The sequence below is a fragment of the Bradyrhizobium sp. WSM4873 genome (assembly GCF_055811355.1).
This window is the reverse complement of record NZ_JBVVPS010000002.1, coordinates 248,909-269,740: the sequence shown is the minus strand read 5'-3', so window position 1 is coordinate 269,740 and position 20,832 is coordinate 248,909. Positions and strand designations below refer to the sequence as shown.

Below are 20,832 nucleotides of genomic sequence, written 5' to 3'. Positions count from 1 at the left end.
ACGAGCAGTTACACCTGCCGCCCCGCCAAATTCTTCACCGTTACGCCATCGCGCTCCTCGATGATCTCCGCGATCATCTGGCGGTGGCAGTGGGTGTGGTCGCGCTCGTAGCAGAGCAGGCAGACGGGACCGGCTTTCTTCACCAGCGCCGAGAGCTCGTCCATCTGCTCCCGGGCCTCCGGCGTCTTCAGGTGCTTTGAGAAAATCTTCTCCAGCACATCGTATTGCCCGCTGCGGGCGGCGAGGCGGCCTTCCTTGGGCGTTCCAAGCGCAGCGAGGTGGACATAGGCGATGCCGCGTTCATCGAGGCCCGCGGACAACTGCTTCTTGGAAAAGCCGGGCCGCCGCGAGGACGTCACCGCGCGCACGTCGACGACGAGCTTGACGCCGGATTTCTCCAACTCGTCGAGCACTGCCTTGGGCGGCGTCTGCTCGTAGCCGATGGTGAAGAGCTTTTTGGCCTTTGCCATGAGACACACCTTTAGCGAAACACCTCAGCTCACCCGCGCGATCAGTTCCATTGCGCCGGCTGGTGCGCGCACCTTGCCCTCATGGATGACATAGGCGAACACGTCGCGCGGCTCCTTCTTCGGCTTGGCCTTGTCAACCTTCGGGAGGTCGTCGGGTTCATTTCCCTCGGCCCAGTTCTGAAAGCGCTTGGCCCAGGCATCGAGCTGCTTCGGCGGATAGCATGTCTTGATCTCGTCATTGCCCTTCTGCAGCCTGGCATAGACGAAATCGCCGGCGACGTCGGCGATCGCTGGATATTTGCCGTGCTCGGCGAACACGACCGGCGTCTCGAATTCGCGGATCAGCGTGACGAAATCCGGCGTGCAGAAACTGTCGTGACGGACCTCGACGACATGGCGCAACGCGCGTCCGTCGAGCCTGCGCGGCAACAGCTCGAGGAATTTGCCGAAATCGGCGCCGTCGAATTTTTTGGTCGGCGCGAACTGCCACAGCACCGGCCCAAGACGATCGCCGAGTTCCAGCACGCCGGAATCATAGAAACGCTTGATGGAATCCCCGGCCTCGGCCAGCACGCGCCGGTTGGTGGCGAAGCGCGGCCCCTTGACCGAGAACACGAAGCCATCAGGCACCTCGCTCGCCCATTTGCGAAAGCTCTCCGGTTTCTGCGAGCCGTAATAGGTGCCGTTGATCTCGATCGAGGTCAGCTTCGAGGCGGCGTAGGACAGCTCCTTGGCTTGCGTGAGCTTCTCCGGATAGAACACCCCGCGCCAGGGCTCGAAGGTCCAGCCGCCGATGCCGATGAAGATGTTGCCGGATTTTTTGGACGCGGTTTTTGCTTTGGCCACGGGAGGATCTCGGATGACGGGAGGAGGGCCTCCATCCTAATCAAACCAGTTGTGATTGGCCAGTTGCGACGTCCCGTCTAAGCTCGCGACGGGATCTGCGAAAAATGGAGAACAAGATGCGGATGCTGATGGTGGGAGCGGCGCTCGTCATGATGACATCTGCTGCCATGATATCTTCAGTCATGGCCGACGATGACGATGCCAAGGGTGCGCAGAAGCTCGCCATGCAGGGTCGCGACGATTATTGGCATTGCCTGGCGCGGGAATATTCGCGCGACGGCAATCAGGGCCTGTCGGAACAGGACTTTGGCCGCTCCGTCGCCGGAGCCTGTCCGTCAGAGCGACAATACTACCGGGTGGCACTGCTCGATTATCTCACCACGCAATATCCGGCTATCGATGCCGGCGCCCATCTCGCGACCGCGAACAGGGCGGTGGAGGCCGCGCAAAAGGACATCGTGACGGCCTTCGTCAAGCACAAGCCGCCGCAGAAATAGCCCATTGAACCGGTGCGTCCGGCAAGCCCTTCCGGCAGCGCGCTCATCCATGGTATCACTGGGCGCATCTGGAACAGGGATGGGTGTCCATGTCGTCTGAGTCGGTGGGGGGCATTTTGGGCGCGATCGTCGCGGCGATCGTGCTTGCGGTCGCCGTCGTCTTCGGGCCGATCGGCCAGTACGGCAAGCCGCCCAAGCCCGCGAAGGCCGAGCCGGCCGGGGCTGCGGCGCCGGTGGCCCCTGCCGCACCCGTGCCGCGAGGGCCGGTGATCAAGGAAGTCCCGAACCAGTAAGGGCGTGAGAAAGGCCTCTTTCGCCCCTTGTAAAGCCGCGTTGCCGTTCCCATTTAGGTTCTAACGGCGACGTTGAGCGGAAACTCCGGCGCTGGAACGACCTTGGAATAGCACAGGCTGCGCCGGATGTACGCGCGGTCCGCCGTTCCGGGGTCGTTGGCATTTTAGCGCCCCTTTTGGGCCGCTCCCCAGAGAAACCCCCGGCTCGCCAGCGCAAGTTCTTGGCAGCACGGGACGCGGCGGATATACGCTGCCGTCATGAATGAAGCGATCAGACCGGGCTCCGAGATCCAACAGGCGGCTTCGCCGGCGCCGGAATTGTCGGTCGTCGTACCGACCTTCAACGAGCGCGACAATGTCACGGTGCTGTACCGGCGGCTGGAGGCAGCGCTGGCCGGCATCGCCTGGGAAGTCGTGTTCGTCGACGATAATTCGCCTGATGGCACCTGGGACGTCGTGCGCGCGTTGGCCCAGCGCGACAGCCGGGTGCGCTGTGTCCGCCGTATCGGCCGCCGCGGCCTGTCGGGGGCCTGCATCGAGGGCATCCTGGCCTCCAGTGCGCCCTATGCGGCCGTGATCGACGCCGACCTCCAGCACGACGAGACGCAACTGCCGAAGATGCTGTCGCTGCTCGCGAGCGGGCAGGCCGAGCTCGTGGTCGGCAGCCGCTACATCGAGGGCTACAAGAGCGAAGGTTTCAACAAGCAGCGCGCCGGCGCCAGTGCACTGGCGACCGAGGTCGCGAGGAAGATGCTGCGGGTCGAGATCGCCGACCCCATGAGCGGCTTCTTCATGGTTCGCCGCGACCGCTTCGAGCAGCTGGCGCCGAAACTTTCCGTGCACGGCTTCAAGATCCTGCTCGACCTCGTCGCGAGCGCGAACGGCACCTTGCGTGCCATCGAAATTCCCTACACGTTCGGTGAGCGCCAGCACGGCGAAAGCAAGCTCGATTCCATGGTCGCGCTGGATTTTCTCGGCTTGGTGCTGGCGAAGTTCACCAACGATGCGGTCTCGTTACGCTTCTTGCTGTTCGCGATGGTCGGCGGGATCGGCCTCGTGGTGCATCTCACGACGCTGTTCATATCACTCGAGCTGTTCAAGGAACCGTTCGCGGAAGCGCAGGCCTCCGGCGCCATCGTCGCGATGACCAGCAATTTCGTCCTCAACAACTTCCTCACCTATCGCGACCAGCGGCTGAAGGGCTTTGCGCTGCTACGCGGCCTGATCGCGTTCTACATCGTGTGCAGCGTCGGCCTGCTCGCCAATGTCGGCGTCGCCTTCTCGGTCTACGACCAGGAGCCGATCTGGTGGCTTGCGGGTGCGGCCGGGGCGCTGATGGGTGTGGTGTGGAACTACGCGATGTCCGGACTGTTCGTCTGGCGCAAGAAGTAACTCTCGATGGGCGGGGCTGACGCGCGGATCGTCCGCAATACGGCGCTGGCAATCCTTGCGCTGGTCGGCTTGCGGCTCGTCGCAGCTGCCTTCACGCCGATCACTTTCGATGAAGCCTATTACTGGATGTGGTCGCAGAACCTCGCCGGGGGATATTACGACCACCCGCCGATGGTTGCCTACGTCATCCGCGCCGGCACCCTGATCGCCGGCGACACCGAACTCGGCGTCCGCCTGGTCTCGATCCTGCTCGCGCTGCCGATGAGCTACGCGATCTATCGCTCCGCCGCGATCCTGATCGGCGGCGCGCGGGTGGCGGCGACCAGCGCCATCCTGCTCAACGTGACGCTGCTGGCCTCGGTCGGCACGCTGATCGTCACGCCCGATGCGCCGCTTCTGGTTGCCTCGAGCTTCGTGCTGTTCTTTCTTGCCAAGGTGCTGGAGAGCGGCCGCGGCGTCTGGTGGCTCGCGGTCGGCGCAGCCGTCGGAGCGGCACTCCTGTCGAAATACACCGCGATGTTCTTCGGGCTAGCGATCCTGATCTGGATCGCGGCCGTGCCGAAACTGCGGCACTGGTTTCTCTCGCCTTGGCCGTATCTGGGCGGTTTCGTTGCGCTCGCGCTGTTCTCGCCGGTGATCCTCTGGAATGCCGATCATCAATGGGTCTCGTTCGCAAAGCAGCTTGGGCGCGCCAGGATCGAGGATTTTCGTCCGGTCTTCATCGCCGAGCTGATCCCGACCCAGATCGCGTTCGCAACCCCGCTGGTGTTCATCCTCGGCGCGATGGGGCTGCACGCGCTGACCTGGCGCCGGGCCGGCGCGCTCGCCTCGCGCGTGCTGATCGAGACGATGTTCTGGACCATCGTCGCCTATTTCGTCTGGCATTCGCTGCATGCCCGCGTCGAGGCCAACTGGTTCGCGCCGGTCTATCCGCCTTTCATCGTCGCGGCGGCCGCTGCCGCCAATCTCCTGCAGTGGAAACCGCGCCAGCGTCGGTTGGTGGATTTCTGCCTGCGCTGGGCCGCACCCACCGGCATCGTGATGTTTGCCGCGCTGATCGTGCAGGCCAATACTGGCTGGCTCTCCGGCTATCGTCGCGATGCGACCGTGCGCAGCGTCGGCGTCGGCTGGCGCGAGCTCGCTGCCGAAATCGAAGCGGTGCGCACCCGCAATGGTGCGACCTGCGTGCTTGCGCCGGACTACGGCACGACGGGCTGGCTCGCCTTCTATCTGCCGCGCGGCAGCTGCGTGGCGCAGCAGAACCAGCGCATCCGCTGGGCCAACATGCCCGAGCCCGATCCAAAGCTGCTTGCAGGCAAGCTGATCTATGTCGACGAGCTGCGCTCCGACGGCCATCCTGCCGTCCACGATCTCTTTGCCAAGGTCACGCAGGTCGCGCAATTGCAGCGCAAGCGCGGCCCGCTCGTAATCGAGACCTACGGCATCGATCTGCTCGAAGGTGCCAAGGGCGACGTGCTGGATCACTCGCCACCGCCGGAAGCGCGGTAGCTCTTCGTCGGGACGACGGCGAAGCTTCAGTTGATCATCTCGGCCTTGGTCGCGGCCTGGTTCGGCCTGTCCTGGTCGCGCCAGAACCAGACGGTCACGACGCCGGAGCGGCCGCGGACCTGCGTGAGCAGGGGGCCCGACAGAATGCCGTCGGGAGCGCCCTGGAAGTCGGCGGCGTCCAGCAGCGTGTCGCTGAGCGCGACTCGCGCGCCGTTCTGGACGGCGACCTCCATCAACCGGCTCGCGACGTTGACGGTGTCGCCCGTCGCCGTGATGTGCTGATGGCTTTCGCCCAGGCGGGAGGCCACGATCGGGCCGAAATGCGCGCCGATCTTGAAGCCGAGCTGATCCCTGATCGCAGGCGGCAACGACGCGATCCAGCGTTCGACGCCGCGGTGCAGGTCGATCGCGCATTTTAGCGCGCGTGCGGCGTCGTCGGGCATTGCGCCGGGCAGGCCGAACAGGATCATGGCGCCGTCTCCGAGAAAGCCGCTGATCATGCCGCCGCAATCGACCGCGGTCTTCTCGATCAGTGCGTGAAACGCCTTTAGAATGTCCTGGAGCTCGCTTGGATCGATCCGCTCGCTCAGGGCCGTGAAGCCCGAGAGATCGATGAAGACCACCGCTGCGTCCTGCCGTACGGGCGTCGACAGGAAATTCGGATCGCGCGCTAGCCACTCCTGCACGGCCGGCGCCTGGAATTGCGCGAGCGACCGGCTCTTTGCCGCGAAATATTGCGTGCGGCGGCCTCCCGCCCACAATTGCACGCCGGCAAAGACCGCAACCGGCGGCACTGCTGCGGCGAGCGTGGTCGCGGCGTTCAGCCAGATGCCGTGCGTGAACGCGAACAGATTGAAGCCGGCCCAGGCGATCATCACCGCGGCCGCGGCGACGATGCCGAGCGTGCTGCGCCGCCAGGCGAGCAGGCCCACCAGCAGCATCGGCAACAGGATGGCGATGAGTGCGTCGGCGATGTGGACCTTGCGGTCGCGCACGATGCTGTCGCCGGCGACGAGATGGGTGATCGCGGTGGAGACCACTTCGACGCCCGGCATCAGGGAATCGAACGGCGTCGGGTAGAAATCACCGCCGCCGGCGACCGAGGCGCCGATCACGACGATCCGGTTCTCGATCGCCGCGCGATTGAGCGTGCCGTCGAAGATGCTCTGTGCGCTGACGGTGCGGATGGTCCGGCGCGGGCCGTAATAGGTGATCGGCAGCGCGAAGTCGGTATCGGTCGGCACCGCGCGGTCGCCGAGCATCAGATGGTCCGGCGCGATTGTCAGCGACCTGTCGAGCGCGCGCGCCGCGACCCGCAACGGGAAGGACAGCTCGACCTTGTCGCTGGTCCGGAACAGCATCGGCACCGAGAGCGGCGAGCCCGATTGTCCGGTCGCAACGTTGACGACGCCGACTTCGGCATGATCGGCGAACGCCGGCAAGGGCAGCAGAAAGCGCTCGGCCTGCGGCAGGGCGGCGAGGGGACCTTGGCCGCTGGTCTCCACGGTCTCGCTGGCGGGGAAGATCGCTGCGGCGGCAAGAACCATGGGACCGGTAGCCAGCGTATTTGCCAGCGTGGCGTCGCCGATCGCAGCGCTGCGGTCGACCAGCAGCAGGTCGATCGCGACGACCTTCGGTTTGAACTGCACGATGGTGTCGACGATTCGGGCGAGATCGGCGCGCGGCAGCGGATAGCTGCCGCCGCGCTTCACGACGGTATCGTCGATCGCGACGATGGTGACGAGATCGGGCGGAACCCGTACGCCGCGGACCTGCGTCCGCCAATCCGTCAGCGTCGCCTCGAGGCGATCGAGAAAGCGCAGATGGCCGTTTGCGTGCCCGGCATAGATGCCCGCGCCCCACAGCGCGGTGAGGGCAAGCGCCACCAGGATCTGAATGCGTCGGCTACTCATGTGCTCGTTTTGCAATCTTTTCTATCATCCAAATGCTTTTGTCCGAGCCCTATTGACCCAGCCCCTTACTGGCCAAGTCTTATCGACCAAGTCTCGCCATCAACGCGTCGACGCGCGGCTGGCCCCATGTCTTGACCGTCAACGGGCCTGTCGCTTCCACGTCGACGCCTTCGCCGCGGCCTAATACCACGCCGCGCCCGCCGCTCCTGCGGTTCACGCCGACACGGCCGTCGGCGACGAAGACGGAGGTCTTGGCCTCTGCGACATCGACTGCCCATTTCGTGCCGCGCACCGCGGCGATCGCTTGCGGCGTCAGCACCTTGAAGGGATTGCCGCCGGGCTTCTTGGGCACCTCGACCAGCAGCGCTTTGCTGCTCAACTCCACGGAGTCTATATGTCCGTCGCGGTTGGCGTCCTTAAGTTCAAATCTGGCGCCGTTTTCCGCAACGATGGTGATGCCGTTGTCGCAGCGCCAGGTCTGCGTGCCGGCAGCGGATAGCGATGCCGTGCACCCCGCATTGGCAGGCTGCGCGGCCGCGTACCCCATCCCCAAAGACGACCACAGCAGGACAAAAAACCCCGCGTGTGCGATCCCTCTCATGCCAGCCTCCGTTTGCGTGCCAGGCACAGTTCAAGGCGATGTTGATACGGTACCGTATCACACGCAGAGGCTGCCGAAAAGTGCCGAGATCGGAGCTATTTTCTCAGCACGGGCTTTTCCAGACCGGTGCGATCAAGTTTCGGTCAGGGCGCCCCGTGCGATGCGCGTAAGCGGCGAGCCACGAGAGATGGACGCGGGCTATTGCACACCAGCCTGGCGCAATGATTCCCCGTTAACGTCCGGGTATTGAAGACCACGAAAACGACTTGGTTGGTGCGTTTAGAGAGGCGGCCAAAGACGTTCGCCGACCTCAGCGATCCAGCCGAGAATTATAGTTAACAGGCGCGCCTAAGTCCGTAATCCTGCGGGCTTTTTCCCAAAATGGGACGACCTGAACGGGTTGCCTCACATCCGCCAGAACTTAATCCGCATTTAACTAAAAGTGGCCTTAATGACGCTCCGACCCTCTGCGAGATGCTGTTCCCGGATCGTGACCAGCGGCGCTTCGAAGGGGGACTGAGTGACACTGTTCTGGACGCAAGGCGAATGAGTACGAGTATCGCTGCGCAAGGCATCGCGGCACGAAAGTCCAAAGGATTCTCGAGCACTTCTTATCGGAAGCCTTCCCGGAAAATGACCAGCCAAAACGTGCTTGGCGCCGCCGTGATTGGCTGCCTCGTGCTTGGCGCCGGCTGGACCATCTATAGCAACATCTTTGCCGCCAGCGTCTATCCGACCGTCGGCAGCAGCGGCTACGACGAGCCCGTGATCAAGCGCGCGCCCAGGGTCGCGCTGCGCGAGGCCGGTGAGGCCGTCAAGGAAGCCTTTGCGCTCTTGCCGGACCGGTTGCAGGTGGCTGCTCCGATCTCACGCGAAATGTTCAACGATCGCTTTGCCGCGGCTGCGACCCAAGGCGTGACATCGAATGCGGCCAGCGCCGCGACCGCAACCAAGGTCGCCGAAGCCAAGGACGCGCCGAAACCGAACGTGATCGCGAGGGTCGCGGAAGTCCTGAAGCCAGGTGCCGCCAGGATCGCTGACGCTGCGAAGTCCAAGCGCGGCGCTGACGCGCCGGTGCAGCTGGCCTCGGCAGATCCGGCCGAGATCGTGCCGGCGCCTGAGGCGAAGCCAAAATCGATTGCCGATCGCGCCAAGGCTGCGGTGATGTCGATCACTGGACCGCGTCAGTCGATGGTGGAAAAGCTCTGGGGCAAGCGCGAGCCGTCCGGCGGACTGCTCGCCTATGCGTCGGCCGACGCCAGCGTGACCGCGTCCATCGCGCCGAGGGAGCAGAACCCCATGCTCGGCGGTTCAGCGCCCTATGAGCGCGACACCGCGGTCTACGACATCTCCGCCAAGGCGGTTTACTTGCCCGACGGCACCAAGCTCGAGGCGCATTCCGGCCTCGGCTCCAACCTCGACGACCCGCGCTCCTCGCGCGTCCGCATGCGCGGCGTGACGCCGCCGCACATCTACACGCTGAAGCCGCGCGAGGCGCTGTTTCACGGGGTGCCTGCGCTGCGCCTGACCCCGATTGGCGGTGAGAGCGCGATCTACGGCCGCGACGGCCTGCTCGCGCACACCTTCATGCTCGGGCCGAATGGCGATTCCAACGGCTGCGTGTCGTTCAAGGATTATTACGCGTTCCTCGACGCCTACCGCAACAAGGGCATCCGCAAACTCGCGGTGCTGGCGCGCGTGGACTAGGCTCAGTCAATTCGAGATCACGCAAAAGGGCCGCTTGCAGCGGCCCTTTTCTGTTTCGCTTCGCGGGTGCGTTTTAGGCCGGCCAGCACTGCCCGCCGCCGTCGATCCGCAGCACCTGGCCGGAAACGAACGCGCCCATGGGACCGGCGAAGAACTCGACGACGCGCGCGACCTCGTCAACGGTCGCGATGCGGTCGAGCGTGCCGATCTCGACCATTCTGTCGGGATCGACTGCGCGCGTTCCGAGAAAGCGGCCGGTGCGGGTATCTCCGGGCGCGATGCAATTGACGGCGATGTCGTAGGGACGGAGCTGGTCGGCCAGGCATCGCGTGTAGTGGGTCACGCCGGCCTTCGACACCGCATAGATCGAGCCCTGGGTACGCCCCTTGAACGCGGCGACGGAGCCAAGCGTGACGATGCGGCCGCGTCGGCGCTCCATCATGCCGCGCGCGACTGCCTGGCATGTGAGGATAGTGGAGAGCAGGTTGCGCTCCAGCACCGCACGAACATCCGCCTCTTTGATGTTCACCGCATCGTTCGGATCGGGCTTGCCGCCGCCGGCCGCGATGTCGCCCCCGGCATTGTGCACGAGAATGTCGATCGGGCCGAGTGCCGCTTCGCTCTCCGCGATGACGCGCGCGATGTCCTCGCCCTTGGTGAGATCGCCGAGCACGCGCTGGCTGCGAACGCCGAATTCCCGTCCGATCTCGGCGGCGACCGCGGTGAGGGTGGTGCCCTCGCCATATTCGGCCGGCCCGTTCTCGCGCATGCCGTGGATGGCGACGTCAGCGCCAAGCGCGGCAAGCTTCTCTGCAAAAGCGCGGCCGAGCCCGCGCCCCGCGCCGGTCACCAGCGCAACTTTGCCCGCCAGAAGCTTGTTGGTGTCATGCGATGTCATGATCTTGTTCCTGTTGTGAACGTCAGTCTGCTGCGAGGTCGAGGCCGATCGCCAACGCCTGCACGAGGCACATTGGTGCGACAAGCGTGCGCAGCGCGGGCTCAGGCATGTCCTGGATCTCGAACACGACGCTCGCGCCCTCGACGATCGGGCTCAAAAGACTGTCGGTGATGGAAATCGTGGGTACGCCCCGCGCGACGAGTTCGGGAAACAGCCGCGCCGTATCCGGATAGTAATTCCGGAAGCTGATCGCGACCAGCGCGTCGTCTGATGTCGCCGCGTGCGACTGCTCGTGAATGCTGCCGCCAAGACCGTCGAGCAGGACGACGCGCCGCCCGAGCTTGCGCAGCACGTAGGCGAGGTGGATCGCAACCGGAAACGAGCCGCCCAGGCCGAGCAGATAGATGTCACGTGCCTTGGCGAGGATCGCGGTTGCGGTGTCGAGTTCGCGCGCATGGACGGATTGGCTGAGCGTGACCAGCGACGATTGCGCTTCGGACACGAAACGCGACAATACCGCGGCCGGTTGGCGGCCGAGCACTGACTTCTCCTGGCTCTTCATGCGGGCGAGGCGCGCCTTGTAGCTTGGCGCGACGCCGGCAACGAGACGGGAGCGGAACACCTGCTGCATCTCGGTGAAGCCGCCGAACCCAAGCGCATGCGCGAAGCGAACGATTGCCGACGGCGGCACCCCTGAGCGCTGCGCCACCTCCGCGACGGTGCCGAGTGCGACATCGGTCGGGTGATCGAGCACGAACTCCGCGATCTGCTGCAACCGGCCGGACAGCGCCCGGTGCCGCTGCGCAATCGCGCCGCGCAGCTCGTCATAACTCATGGCGCCAGCCGCCTTGTTCATCGAGTCGGATCTCCGGATCGGTCACCTGTTTAACGGCATTTCACCGTTTGGATCAAATATTCTACTTTACATACCATATGGAATGAATATTCTAATCTCATAAAGAAGCAAAAGACTTCGAAAACGGGAGGACACGATGAGAGGGCGTCAGATCTCACGGCGAAGCGTTCTGAAGGGCAGCTTGATGGCGAGTGTCATCGGCGGCACCGGCAGCTTCTTTGGGCCGTGGCGGCAGAATCATGCCTGGGCGCAGGGCGCGAAACCGATCAAGCTTGGCTTGACCTGCGATGCCAGCGGTCAATACGGCAACAGCGGCCAGGATGATTTCCGCGGCATCAAGATGGCGATCGACGAGATCAACGCCAAAGGTGGCGTGCTCGGGCGCCAGGTCACGTTCATCACGGCGGACACCGAGACGACGCCAGCCACCGGCAGCCGCGTCGCCGAACGCTTCATCACCCGCGAGGACTGCACCATCCTGATCGGCGCGCTGCATTCGGGCGTCGCCAACGCCATCACGCAGGTCGCCAGCAAAAACGGCGTGATCTACATGAACACCAATTCCTCCGCGCCGAGCGAAGCCGGGGAGAACTGCTCACGCGTGAAATTCGTCTGGGACGGCAACGGCACCAATTTTTCCAAGGCGTCGGTCAAGAACGCGGTGGACTCCATCGGCAAGAACTGGATGCTGCTCACCAACGACTATGTCTGGGGTCACACGACGTCCGCCGCGACAAGGACGCAAGTCGAGGCTGCCGGCGGCAAGATCATCGACAATCTGCTGGTGCCGCAGAACACCCGCGACTTCACCGCCTATCTGCTCAAGATCCAGCAAGCCAAGCCCGATGTTGTGGCGACCGCGGTTGGCGGCGACGATATCAAAGCATTGCGCGAGCAGGTGGCGCAGCTCAAGCTCGACGGCAAGCCGGCCTGGATCAACAACCAGCAGGACTGGCCGGACGTGTGGGGCGCGCCCGACAGCCTGTTCGGCGTGTTCGGCACCACCTGGTATCACAAGCTGCCGCTGCCCGGCGTCGCCGAATTCGTCAAGAAGTGGCAGGCCGCCAACAAGGACGGCCCGATCCCGGTGCCGGGCAATGTCTCCTACAACGGCTACATGTCCACGCGCGAGCTGCTCCGCGCGATCGAGCGGGCAGGGTCGACCAACAATGTCAAGATCATCAAGGAACTCGAGAACCTGAAGGTCTCGGCGACCGACCGCATGCAGCATTTCGACGCCTACATGGATCCGATGACGCACCAGATGCAGCAGACGATCTACCTGGCGCGACGCAACGCCAAGCCGGCCGACAATACCGATCTGTTCGAGATCATCAGCTGGACGGAGCCGAAATCCGCCGCTGACGATGCGGCACCCGGCAAGTGCAAGCTCACGCCCTACGAGCAGGTGCCGACCGTCGACTCCTAGAGACGGCGCGTCACGTCGCAGAACGAGCGGCGCGCGATCTCGTGCGCCGCGCACCGGGACCATCGGCGTCCCGGGTGAGACATGCCAGTTGCGAGAGCCCAAACTTTGTTCGACCTTCTTCCGCACCTCCTCAACGGCTTGACGCTCGGCCTGTTGTTCGCGCTGATCGCGCTCGGCTTCATGCTCATCGTCGGGCTGATGGAGCAGATCAATCTCGCGCACGGATCCCTGTTTGCGCTCGGGGCTTATGTCGCCATGCAGCTCGCGGGGCCGCGCCCTCCATTGCCAATGGAACTTGCGAAAGCGTGGCTGGCGCTGCCGCTCGGTTGGCGCTATGCGGCCACATTGATCATCGCGCCCGTGATCGTGAGTCTGGTCGGCATGCTGATCGAGCTCTGCATGCGGCGGACTTACGGAAAGGATCCACTGTACGGGCTGCTCCTGACCTTCGGCGCCGCGATGGTGATCGAGGAAATGATCCGCCTGGTCTGGGGCACGCGCGATTACGTGCTGCAGGTGCCGTCTGCCATCAATGGCGGTTTCCTGTTCGGCGACCTGATCTGGTCGACCTATCGCTTCTACGCAGCGGGTATCGCCGCCGGGGTCATCGGCCTGGTCTGGCTGTTGATCGAGAAGACCTCGTTCGGTGCGACGGTCAAGGCCGGCGCGCATGACAGCGAGATCGTCCGCGCGCTCGGCATCAACCTGTCGCGGTTGCGGATGCTGGTGTTCGTGTTCGGCACGATGCTGGCCGCGATCGCGGGCATCATCGTCGCGCCGATCTGGGGCATTCGCCCGCATATGGGGGTCGATGCGGTCATTCCTGCGTTCCTGGTGATCGTGCTCGGTGGCGTCGGCAGCTTTTGGGGTGCGGTCGTGGCGGGTCTCTTGGTCGGACTGTGTGTCGGCCTCGCCGGCGCCTACGCGTCCGAATGGTCGCTGTTGTCGATGTACATCTTGCTCGTTGCCGTCGTGACGTTCCGCGCGCGCGGCTTGTGGGGCAAGAAGAGCGTGCTCGAGGCCTAAAGGGAATGATTGTGGAATCAAAATCTTCACCCGACGCCGCGCGCCTCGTGACGCCGACGATGCTGGTGCTCTGGCTCGTGCTTGCAACGGTGCCGCTCTGGATCACGCGGATCGGGCTCTATCCCTATCTGGGGATCGAGATCCTGATCTGGTCGCTCTATGCGCTCGCGTTCAACCTGGTGCTCGGCACTGCCGGGCTTCCGTCGTTCGGTCATGGTGCGTATTTCGGCATCGGCGCCTACGCGTTCGGTCTCTGTCAGCTCGAAATCGTTGCAAATCTCTGGATATGTCTGATTGCCGCGGCCGCGGTGGCGGGCCTCGCCGGCGTGCTGGTGGCGCTGTTCATCTCGCACAGGCGCGGCATCTATTATGCCTTCATGACGATTGCCTTCGGCCAGATCTTCTGGACACTGGCGATCAAATCGCACCGGATCACCGGCGGCGAAGACGGCCTACTCAAGATCAAACGGTTGCCGGCCGATTTCGGGCTTGTGTCTTTCGATCTCACCGACAATGTCGCGTTCTACTATTTCGTGCTCGCGGTTTTTGCGGTCGGCACCGCCGCATTGTGGCGGCTGGTGAATTCGCCCTATGGCCGCGTGGTCGCTGCGATCAGGCAGAGCGAGGTTCGCGCGAGCCATCTCGGCTATAACGTATGGCTTTACAAGGTCGCGGTCTTTGCCCTGTCGGCCGCCGTCTCGGGTCTTGCCGGCGGACTGTTCGCCATGGCGCAGCTCGCCGCATTCCCCGACGTCATGAGCCTGCATCAATCCGGCTACGTCGTGATGATGACGCTCGTCGGCGGTGGCCTCGTCAGCTTCTGGGGCCCGGTGATCGGCGTGTTTCTCTTCCTCACCGCTCGCGACGTGATCGGTGCGCTGACCAATGCCTGGATGCTCTATTTTGGTCTGCTGTTCATCGCGATCGTCCTGTTCCGCCCCGAAGGCATTGCCGGGGCGATCTCCGCTGCCGTGCAGCAGCACTCACTTGGCGCCTTACGGCAGAGGGGGACGTCGGCGATGCGGCTGCTGTTCGGGAGCGGGCGATGAACATGATCGAGGCCGCGGCCGTTCATGTCCGCTTCGGCGATCGCGTCGTGCTGGAGAGCGTCGACCTCGCGGTCGCGGAGGGCCAGTTTCACGGTGTGATGGGCCCGAACGGTGCCGGCAAGACCACATTCTTCAATGTCCTCACCGGCCGCGTGAAACCGAATCGTGGTCGAGTCCTTCTCGCCGGCGAGGATGTTACGGGCCTCAGCCCGCACCGCATCGCCGCCAAGGGCATCGCCCGCTCGTTTCAGATCATGACACTGTTCGACGAATTCTCCGCGCGTGACAACGTCATGATGGGCTTGCCCGAGTTTCGCGCCCGTGGCCACGATATCGCGCACGCAGCGGCGGGCGACAGTCGGCTTGCCGCGAAGTCCTCCGAAGCGCTGGCGGCAGTCGGGCTTGTCGACAAAGGCGACATCCGCGCCAAGGACCTGTCTTATGGCGACCGGCGCGCGCTGGAGATCGCGGTCGCCCTGGCGCAGGCACCGCGCGTGCTGTGCCTGGACGAACCGACCTCCGGCCTCGGCTCCGACGGGGTGCAGCGGCTCGCAACCCTGATTGCGCGCCTGAAGGGGCGGCTGACCATCGTCGCCATCGAGCACGATATGGAGTTCCTGTTCTCGTTGGCTGACCGCATCTCGGTCATCCATTGGGGCCAGGTGGTGGCGCGCGGAACGCCACACGAACTGCAGCAGAACGAATGGGTGCGGCGCTCCAATCTCGGAAAGTTCGCATGATCCTCGAAGTGGACGCGGTCGATACCTTCTACGGCGAGACCCAGGCGCTGTTCGGCGCTTCGCTCGCCATCGAGCACGCCAAGGTGCTTGCGCTGCTCGGTCCCAACGGCGCCGGCAAGACGACCATGCTCCGCTCGATTCTCGGGCTGACGCGTCCGCGCCGCGGCTCCGTTTGTTTCGACGGTCACGACGTCACGAGCAATCCCACCCACGAGATTGCGCGCGCCGGCATCGGCTGGGTGCCCGACGACCGCCGGCTGTGCCCAACATTGACGGTCGCGCGCAACCTGTCGATCGCGCAAAAGCGCACGCGCTTTCGCCACTGGAGCGTCAAGGAGGCGGCTGCGATCTTCTCACCGCTCGAATATCTCATGGAGCGCGACTGCGAAAACCTGTCGGGCGGCGAAATGCAGATGGTGGCGATCGCCCGCGCACTGGTCGGCTCGCCGGGACTGGTGTTGTTCGACGAGCCGAGCCAGGGACTGGCGCCGAAAATCGTCGGCGACGTGCTTGCGACGATTCTGCGCATGAAGGATGAGGGTATTGCCTCGCTGGTCGTGGAACAAAACGCCGAGATCGCGCTGTCGGTCGCAGACCATGCCGCGGTGATCGATCGCGGCCGGATCGTCTGGACCGGGGAGGCCGCGACCTTGCGGGATGATCGCGGGCTTCGTCAGCGCTTGCTGGGAGTACAATAAGTGCCCGCACCGCTGCTTGTTCTCGACGACGTTCGGAAGGTCTACACAAGGGGCCGCGTGATCCGCCGACCGACATTCACGCTTCAGGCAAACCTGTCGCTGGACGAACCTGACATCGTCGGTGTCGTCGGCCCGAATGGCGCAGGCAAGACGACCTTGTTTGAGATGATGACGGGCTCGAATGCGCCGACCTCGGGGCGCGTGCTGGTCGCGGGCACCGATATCCATGGCGTCAAATATCGCGAGCGCGACCGGCTCGCGATCCACTATCACCAGTCCTATCAGGTCAGGCGGTTCCGCAAGCGCATTCCCTCCGCCTTCCTGGCGCCTTCGCCGACCCGGACGCCGCTGGTTCACCTGTTCGATGAACCGCAGTTCAATCTGCAGGACGGCTATATCGGCTTCATGCTCGATTTCTTCCGCAAGCTGCGCGACGAGGGGCGGCTGGTCGTTCTCTGCATGCATCCGACAGCGGCCTGGCACCTCGACATCCTTGCCGAGATCGCCGGGCGATTCCTCTTTGTGGCCGGCGGCGGCGTGACGCGCATGGCCGATTTCGGCGCGCTCGTCGCAGATCCGCGCTGTCGCGCTTATCTCGGACCGGAAATGACGAAGGCGGCGGACGCGATTTGTCACCGAGCCATTCCCATCCCGACCTAAGGCAGAAAACGACTACAGGAGAATCCGTTGGCCTATTCGAACACCCAGCTTTTCATTGGCGGCAAATGGCGACCGGCCCATTCGGGCAAGGTGATCGAGGTGCGCAATCCCGCGACCGAAGAAGTGATCGGCACCGTCGCCCATGCCGGACGGTCCGACCTCGACGAGGCACTCGCCGCAGCCGGCGCGGGCTTCAAGATCTGGCGAAACGTCGCTCCCTTCGAGCGCTGCCGGATCATGCGCAAGGCCGCCGCGATCATGCGCGAGCGCAATGACGAGATCGCGCCGCTGCTCACGATGGAGCAGGGCAAGACTCTTGGCGAGGCCAAGATGGAGGCGATGGCCGCCGCCGACGTGATCGAGTGGTTTGCGGAAGAAGCCAAACGCGCCTATGGCCGGTTGATCCCCGCGCGCGGTCCGGGCATCTACCAGCTCGCGATCAAGGAGCCGGTCGGCCCGGTCGCGGCGTTCACGCCCTGGAATTTTCCGATCAATCAGGTCGTGCGCAAGCTTTCCGCCGCACTCGGCGCCGGCTGTTCGATCATCGTCAAGGCCCCGGAGGAGACGCCGGCCTCGCCCGCACAACTGATCCGCGCGTTTGCGGATGCCGGCGTGCCCGATGGCGTCATCAACCTGGTCTACGGTGTACCTGCCGAGATCTCCGAATATCTCATTCCGCATCCGGTGATCCGCAAGATTTCGTTCACCGGCTCGACCCATGTCGGCAAGCAGCTCAATGCGCTCGCGGGCCTGCACATGAAGCGTGCCACCATGGAGCTCGGCGGTCATGCGCCGGCGATCGTTTTCAAGGACGCCGACGTCGCATCGGCGGCCAAGATTCTGGCGGCAGCAAAATATCGCAATGCCGGTCAGGTTTGCATCTCGCCGACGCGGATGCTGGTGCAGGATGACGTGTTCCGTGAATTCGTCGACACCTTTGTCGACAGCGCCAAGGCGTTCAAGGTCGGCAACGGCCTCGATCCTGACTCCAAAATGGGCTCGCTCGCCAACCCGCGCCGCGTCACCGCCATCGAGGGCATGGTGCAGGATGCCGTCGGCAAAGGCGCAAAGCTCGAGACCGGCGGCAAGCGCGTCGGCAACAAGGGCCATTTCTTCGAGCCGACGGTGGTGAGCGACGTGCCGAAGGATGCACGCGCCATGAACGAGGAGCCGTTCGGCCCCCTCGCGCTGATCTCGCGCTTCTCATCCTTCGACGAGGTGGTCGAGGAGGCCAATCGGCTGCCTTTTGGGCTGGCGTCCTACGCCTTCACCAGCTCGGCCAAGACGGCGGCCGCGATCGGTTCGGCGATCGAAGCCGGCATGATGTCGATCAACAGTTTTGGTCTCGCGCTGCCCGAAGTGCCGTTCGGCGGCATCAAGGATTCCGGCTACGGCTCGGAAGGCGGCACCGAGGCGATGGAGGGCTATTTCAACACCAAGTTCATCAGCCAGACCGGCGTGTGAACGCTGGACGATTCACGATCAGCGTTTGACGAAGACCAGCCCGCAGGCGCGTGCCTCGTTGCGCTTGCCGGTGCCGCGGGTGCGATCGAACTGCGCATCCACCGTAAAGGCGTAGGGCGAGCCGGGCGCGAGGTTGTTGAGAGTGTAGGTGCTCGCCCCCGTCGTTCCGCGCGCGCTCAAAGTCGTCTTGCCGTCCGCGGGGATCTGGCCATCGATCTCCAGGCGGTTGACGGCGCCCTGGCTCTGGGCGTCAGCGTGGAACACGCCGTTCGCAACCGTGGCCGACAGGGCCCGGGTGAAGCCCTGCGCCTTGCCGGTCGGCGGGCAGTTCAACGTCACGTCCCAATTGCCGTCGAAGTCCTTGGTGCTACGGGGATTGCCGGTTGCCGGCGCGAGCGCCACCTTCTGCTTCAGGCCTTCAATTCGGGCCTTGGCAAGCGTGGCGAAGATGCAATTCGGAAATCTCGTGAGATGGTCCTCGTAGGCACCAAGCGTGCCGATGCCGTCCGCGGCCTTCCAGTGCGCTTCTGCCGCCGCGCAAGGGTCGGCCCGGGGGGCGGCTTGCGGCGCCGCTGGTGTCACCGTGACCGACACCGGTCCGTTCAGATAGAACTTGCCGATGATCGACAGCGACAGCTCCGGCAACTGGGTCTTGCCGCTACTGTCGTAGACGTCGCTGCTGATGTCGCGAAAGACCTCGCCGATCTCCTGCGGCTCCTCGATGTGCTTCAGGAACGCCGTCGTATAGGGGCTGTTGCGGCCGTTGCCATCAGCCGCCGTCTGCCCGGACTGGGTTGAGAACGACACGATCGTGCCGCGCGGTGCTTCGACTTTGGACAGGCCCCGCCCGATCGAGGCGGCGCGCGTCATGCCGGCGGAGCGTTTCAAGGTTTCGGCCAGCGGATTGTCGCGGCAGGAATCGAGAATGAGGATGCGCAGGTTCTTGGCCTGCTGCAGATCGTTCACGATGTCGTCGACACGCACGAAGCGCTTCAGGTCGGCTTCGTCGCTCAGCACGGCGTCGACGGGCATCAGATAGTTCACGCCGTTGTACTGCATCGCATGGCCGCTGTAGTAAAACATGGCGACGTCGGCTTTGCTCGCGGCGCGCGCGAAGCGGATGGTCAGGTCTTGCATGTCGGCCTGGCGCAGGTCGATGCCCTGGAGCACCTCGAAGCCGCTGCGCTTGAGCGAGGTGGCGACGTCTTCGGCGTCGTGAGACGGATTGGGAAGCTGCGCCGTACTGGCATAGGCGCCGTTGCCGATCACCAGCGCGACGCGCGTTTCCGCCGATGCAGGCGCAAGGGAAAGCCAGCAGGCCAGGAGGGCGAGGCAAAGTCCGGCCGGGCAAAATCTGGAAAGAGCACGCATGAATGCCTTCCAAGGAAATGTCGAAAAATATCCCTCCAGATTAGCGCATGCCGCGCCGACATCAATGCCCTGCCAGAGAAAACACTCGGGTTTCGCGGCCGTGACATCCTGTCACGCTGGGCTCGCCGCCATCGTCTTGCGCACGGCCATTTCGGTCGCAATCGCGTCCCGCACGGCCGGTCGCGCCTGCATGCGCGCGAGATAGGCCGACAACGACGGCCATTGGCCGATGTCGACGCCCGCGGGACGGAGCAGCAGCAAAGCCCAGGTGAGGTGGGCATCCGCCACGGTGAAGCCGTTGCCGACGAGGAATTCGCGGTCCGCCAGATGCGTGGCAGGCAGCGACAATGTCTGCGCGATCCTTGCACGCGGCTTGGCGAGCGAGGCGTCGTCCTTGTACCAGAAGGTTGGAAACAGGAACGCCTTGTGGATCTCGGCCCCGATGAAGCTCAGCCATTCCTGGAGCCGATAGCGGTCGGGATCTCCGAACGCGGGTGCAAGGCCTGTCCCGGGCTTCAGATCGGCGATGTATTGCAGCACCGCCGCGCTTTCGGTCAACCGTTCGCCATTCTCCAGCACCAGGACCGGCACCGCACCCTTCGGCGAAATTCCGCGAAAATCGCTGTGGTCGTCGACGACCTGCTTGGTCTGGAGATGGACTGGATGATAGCGCGCGTCGAGGCCCGCTTCCATCAGCCCGATGCGGCTCGCAAGCGAGCAGGCCATCGGGGAGAAATAGAGTTGCAGCATCGCCCACGCTCCTTCAGGTCAGCGCCTCGGTTTGCGCGATGATCGCAAACCGGTCCGACAATTCGGCCAGGGCGACCTCGTGAATGGTCCCTGCCGAGAGCGCTCCGCCGCGGCCGTCGGGAAGATCGCGTGTGGCACAGGCATCGGCTGCGATCGTCGTGCGCAGGCCGAGGTCGAGCGCGGCGCGGGCGGTCGAGCTGATGCACATATGGGTCATGAAACCGGCCAACACGATGTTCGTGCGTCCGGTTGCGGCCAGCCGAACCTGCAGGTCGGTGCCGGCAAAAGCGTTCGGCAGCGCCTTTTCGATCACGGCTTCGCCGGCGAGCGGCGCCACGTTCCTGACGATCGCGCCGCGCGCGGCCTCGCGGTCGAACAGGCTGCCGGCACGTCCCTTGTGCGCGATATGGAAGATCGCCGCGCCGCTCGCCCTCGCGCGGGCGAGCAGGCGCGCGGCGGCGGCAATCGCGGGCTCCGCATCCGGCAAGGCGAGCGGGCCGGCGCAATATTCGTTCTGGATGTCGATCAGGACGAGGCAGCAATCGGCGAGCCTGGGCGGATTGAGATCGGCGCCGGACAATTCAAGCAGGGTTTTTGGGGCGGTCATGCGGGGCAGGCCTTCCTGGGGAATATCGGATGGCGCGACAGTAGCGCGGCGATGGC

At 64.4% G+C, this 20,832-nt stretch carries 21 protein-coding genes; 12 read left to right on the top strand and 9 right to left on the bottom strand.

The features are described from left to right. Positions 1-8 precede the first annotated feature (8 nt). Entirely contained in the window at positions 9-470 is a 462-nt protein-coding gene (locus tag AC0L21_RS05355; protein WP_473258959.1) for a DUF488 domain-containing protein, read from the bottom strand. Between the two features lie 24 nt (positions 471-494). Continuing rightward, positions 495-1,316 carry a DUF72 domain-containing protein gene (locus AC0L21_RS05350; protein WP_473258957.1) on the bottom strand — a complete coding sequence of 274 codons (822 nt, stop codon included), beginning with the start codon at positions 1,314-1,316 and terminating at the stop codon, positions 495-497. Between the two features lie 116 nt (positions 1,317-1,432). Between AC0L21_RS05350 and AC0L21_RS05345 the strand changes: the two genes are divergently transcribed. From AC0L21_RS05345 to AC0L21_RS05330, 4 genes are all read left to right on the top strand, one after another. After that, positions 1,433-1,813, top strand: a complete 381-nt coding sequence (locus AC0L21_RS05345) for a hypothetical protein (RefSeq protein WP_354058371.1) — start codon at positions 1,433-1,435, stop codon at positions 1,811-1,813. Positions 1,814-1,902: 89 nt separating this feature from the next. Beyond that, positions 1,903-2,106 (top strand): hypothetical protein, encoded by a 204-nt coding sequence (locus AC0L21_RS05340; RefSeq protein WP_473258955.1) that lies wholly within the window; start codon positions 1,903-1,905, stop codon positions 2,104-2,106. 258 nt (positions 2,107-2,364) lie between these two features. After that, positions 2,365-3,498 (top strand): glycosyltransferase family 2 protein, encoded by a 1,134-nt coding sequence (locus AC0L21_RS05335; RefSeq protein WP_473258953.1) that lies wholly within the window; start codon positions 2,365-2,367, stop codon positions 3,496-3,498. A gap of 6 nt (positions 3,499-3,504) precedes the next feature. Beyond that, the gene (locus AC0L21_RS05330) at positions 3,505-5,007 is read left to right on the top strand and encodes a glycosyltransferase family 39 protein (protein ID WP_473258950.1); all 1,503 of its coding nucleotides are present in this window, start codon (positions 3,505-3,507) and stop codon (positions 5,005-5,007) included. A gap of 26 nt (positions 5,008-5,033) precedes the next feature. Here AC0L21_RS05330 and AC0L21_RS05325 read toward each other — a convergent pair whose 3' ends face one another. Continuing rightward, positions 5,034-6,920, bottom strand: a complete 1,887-nt coding sequence (locus tag AC0L21_RS05325) for a CHASE2 domain-containing protein (RefSeq protein WP_473258948.1) — start codon at positions 6,918-6,920, stop codon at positions 5,034-5,036. 79 nt (positions 6,921-6,999) lie between these two features. Further along, the gene (locus AC0L21_RS05320; RefSeq protein ID WP_473258946.1) at positions 7,000-7,521 is read right to left on the bottom strand and encodes a FecR domain-containing protein; all 522 of its coding nucleotides are present in this window, start codon (positions 7,519-7,521) and stop codon (positions 7,000-7,002) included. Positions 7,522-8,154: 633 nt separating this feature from the next. Between AC0L21_RS05320 and AC0L21_RS05315 the strand changes: the two genes are divergently transcribed. Continuing rightward, a complete protein-coding gene (locus AC0L21_RS05315) occupies positions 8,155-9,228 on the top strand; it encodes a DUF2778 domain-containing protein (RefSeq protein WP_473258944.1) in 1,074 nt (357 codons plus the stop codon). A 73-nt stretch (positions 9,229-9,301) separates the two neighbouring features. Here the strand turns inward: AC0L21_RS05315 and AC0L21_RS05310 are convergent, their stop codons facing one another. After that, positions 9,302-10,126 carry an SDR family NAD(P)-dependent oxidoreductase gene (locus AC0L21_RS05310; RefSeq protein ID WP_473258941.1) on the bottom strand — a complete coding sequence of 275 codons (825 nt, stop codon included), beginning with the start codon at positions 10,124-10,126 and terminating at the stop codon, positions 9,302-9,304. 22 nt (positions 10,127-10,148) lie between these two features. Further along, the gene (locus tag AC0L21_RS05305) at positions 10,149-10,982 is read right to left on the bottom strand and encodes a MurR/RpiR family transcriptional regulator (protein ID WP_473258938.1); all 834 of its coding nucleotides are present in this window, start codon (positions 10,980-10,982) and stop codon (positions 10,149-10,151) included. 184 nt (positions 10,983-11,166) lie between these two features. On the opposite strand from AC0L21_RS05305, the gene AC0L21_RS05300 reads away from it, so the two are divergent. From AC0L21_RS05300 to AC0L21_RS05270, 7 genes are all read left to right on the top strand, one after another. Then, a complete protein-coding gene (locus AC0L21_RS05300; protein WP_473258936.1) occupies positions 11,167-12,411 on the top strand; it encodes an ABC transporter substrate-binding protein in 1,245 nt (414 codons plus the stop codon). A 105-nt stretch (positions 12,412-12,516) separates the two neighbouring features. Continuing rightward, positions 12,517-13,437, top strand: coding sequence for a branched-chain amino acid ABC transporter permease (locus AC0L21_RS05295; protein WP_473258934.1), 921 nt, complete (start codon positions 12,517-12,519; stop codon positions 13,435-13,437). Positions 13,438-13,442: 5 nt separating this feature from the next. Next, positions 13,443-14,486, top strand: coding sequence for a branched-chain amino acid ABC transporter permease (locus tag AC0L21_RS05290; protein ID WP_473258932.1), 1,044 nt, complete (start codon positions 13,443-13,445; stop codon positions 14,484-14,486). Beyond that, on the top strand, positions 14,483-15,226 hold the full coding sequence (locus tag AC0L21_RS05285) for an ABC transporter ATP-binding protein (protein WP_473258930.1): 744 nt from the start codon (positions 14,483-14,485) through the stop codon (positions 15,224-15,226). The genes AC0L21_RS05290 and AC0L21_RS05285 overlap by 4 nt, the downstream gene beginning before the upstream one ends. Then, entirely contained in the window at positions 15,223-15,924 is a 702-nt protein-coding gene (locus AC0L21_RS05280) for an ABC transporter ATP-binding protein (protein WP_473258928.1), read from the top strand. Before AC0L21_RS05285 ends, AC0L21_RS05280 begins: the two co-directional genes overlap by 4 nt. Next, entirely contained in the window at positions 15,925-16,584 is a 660-nt protein-coding gene (locus tag AC0L21_RS05275; RefSeq protein ID WP_473258926.1) for an ATP-binding cassette domain-containing protein, read from the top strand. A gap of 27 nt (positions 16,585-16,611) precedes the next feature. After that, the gene (locus AC0L21_RS05270; protein ID WP_473258923.1) at positions 16,612-18,048 is read left to right on the top strand and encodes an NAD-dependent succinate-semialdehyde dehydrogenase; all 1,437 of its coding nucleotides are present in this window, start codon (positions 16,612-16,614) and stop codon (positions 18,046-18,048) included. Between the two features lie 18 nt (positions 18,049-18,066). Here AC0L21_RS05270 and AC0L21_RS05265 read toward each other — a convergent pair whose 3' ends face one another. The 3 genes from AC0L21_RS05265 to AC0L21_RS05255 all read right to left on the bottom strand — a co-directional run bounded on the left by AC0L21_RS05265 (position 18,067) and on the right by AC0L21_RS05255 (position 20,776). Then, positions 18,067-19,419, bottom strand: coding sequence for a caspase family protein (locus AC0L21_RS05265; protein WP_473258921.1), 1,353 nt, complete (start codon positions 19,417-19,419; stop codon positions 18,067-18,069). Positions 19,420-19,530: 111 nt separating this feature from the next. Next, positions 19,531-20,169: a glutathione binding-like protein gene (locus tag AC0L21_RS05260; protein ID WP_473258919.1), complete on the bottom strand. Its 639-nt coding sequence runs from the start codon at positions 20,167-20,169 to the stop codon at positions 19,531-19,533. 13 nt (positions 20,170-20,182) lie between these two features. Next, positions 20,183-20,776, bottom strand: coding sequence for a cysteine hydrolase family protein (locus AC0L21_RS05255; RefSeq protein ID WP_473258917.1), 594 nt, complete (start codon positions 20,774-20,776; stop codon positions 20,183-20,185). Positions 20,777-20,832 lie beyond the last annotated feature (56 nt).

What these genes read in the sequence shown, in the direction of transcription:
- AC0L21_RS05320 (WP_473258946.1), bottom strand. Translation starts at nt 7,521, where the DNA reads ATGAGAGGGATCGCACACGCGGGGTTTTTTGTCCTGCTGTGGTCGTCT.
- AC0L21_RS05290 (WP_473258932.1), top strand. Translation starts at nt 13,443, where the DNA reads ATGATTGTGGAATCAAAATCTTCACCCGACGCCGCGCGCCTCGTGACG.
- AC0L21_RS05310 (WP_473258941.1), bottom strand. Translation starts at nt 10,126, where the DNA reads ATGACATCGCATGACACCAACAAGCTTCTGGCGGGCAAAGTTGCGCTG.
- AC0L21_RS05300 (WP_473258936.1), top strand. Translation starts at nt 11,167, where the DNA reads ATGGCGAGTGTCATCGGCGGCACCGGCAGCTTCTTTGGGCCGTGGCGG.
- AC0L21_RS05315 (WP_473258944.1), top strand. Translation starts at nt 8,155, where the DNA reads ATGACCAGCCAAAACGTGCTTGGCGCCGCCGTGATTGGCTGCCTCGTG.
- AC0L21_RS05355 (WP_473258959.1), bottom strand. Translation starts at nt 470, where the DNA reads ATGGCAAAGGCCAAAAAGCTCTTCACCATCGGCTACGAGCAGACGCCG.
- AC0L21_RS05280 (WP_473258928.1), top strand. Translation starts at nt 15,223, where the DNA reads ATGATCCTCGAAGTGGACGCGGTCGATACCTTCTACGGCGAGACCCAG.
- AC0L21_RS05285 (WP_473258930.1), top strand. Translation starts at nt 14,483, where the DNA reads ATGAACATGATCGAGGCCGCGGCCGTTCATGTCCGCTTCGGCGATCGC.
- AC0L21_RS05325 (WP_473258948.1), bottom strand. Translation starts at nt 6,920, where the DNA reads ATGAGTAGCCGACGCATTCAGATCCTGGTGGCGCTTGCCCTCACCGCG.
- AC0L21_RS05305 (WP_473258938.1), bottom strand. Translation starts at nt 10,982, where the DNA reads ATGAACAAGGCGGCTGGCGCCATGAGTTATGACGAGCTGCGCGGCGCG.
- AC0L21_RS05260 (WP_473258919.1), bottom strand. Translation starts at nt 20,169, where the DNA reads ATGCTGCAACTCTATTTCTCCCCGATGGCCTGCTCGCTTGCGAGCCGC.
- AC0L21_RS05330 (WP_473258950.1), top strand. Translation starts at nt 3,505, where the DNA reads ATGGGCGGGGCTGACGCGCGGATCGTCCGCAATACGGCGCTGGCAATC.
- AC0L21_RS05265 (WP_473258921.1), bottom strand. Translation starts at nt 19,419, where the DNA reads ATGCGTGCTCTTTCCAGATTTTGCCCGGCCGGACTTTGCCTCGCCCTC.
- AC0L21_RS05335 (WP_473258953.1), top strand. Translation starts at nt 2,365, where the DNA reads ATGAATGAAGCGATCAGACCGGGCTCCGAGATCCAACAGGCGGCTTCG.
- AC0L21_RS05255 (WP_473258917.1), bottom strand. Translation starts at nt 20,776, where the DNA reads ATGACCGCCCCAAAAACCCTGCTTGAATTGTCCGGCGCCGATCTCAAT.
- AC0L21_RS05340 (WP_473258955.1), top strand. Translation starts at nt 1,903, where the DNA reads ATGTCGTCTGAGTCGGTGGGGGGCATTTTGGGCGCGATCGTCGCGGCG.
- AC0L21_RS05345 (WP_354058371.1), top strand. Translation starts at nt 1,433, where the DNA reads ATGCGGATGCTGATGGTGGGAGCGGCGCTCGTCATGATGACATCTGCT.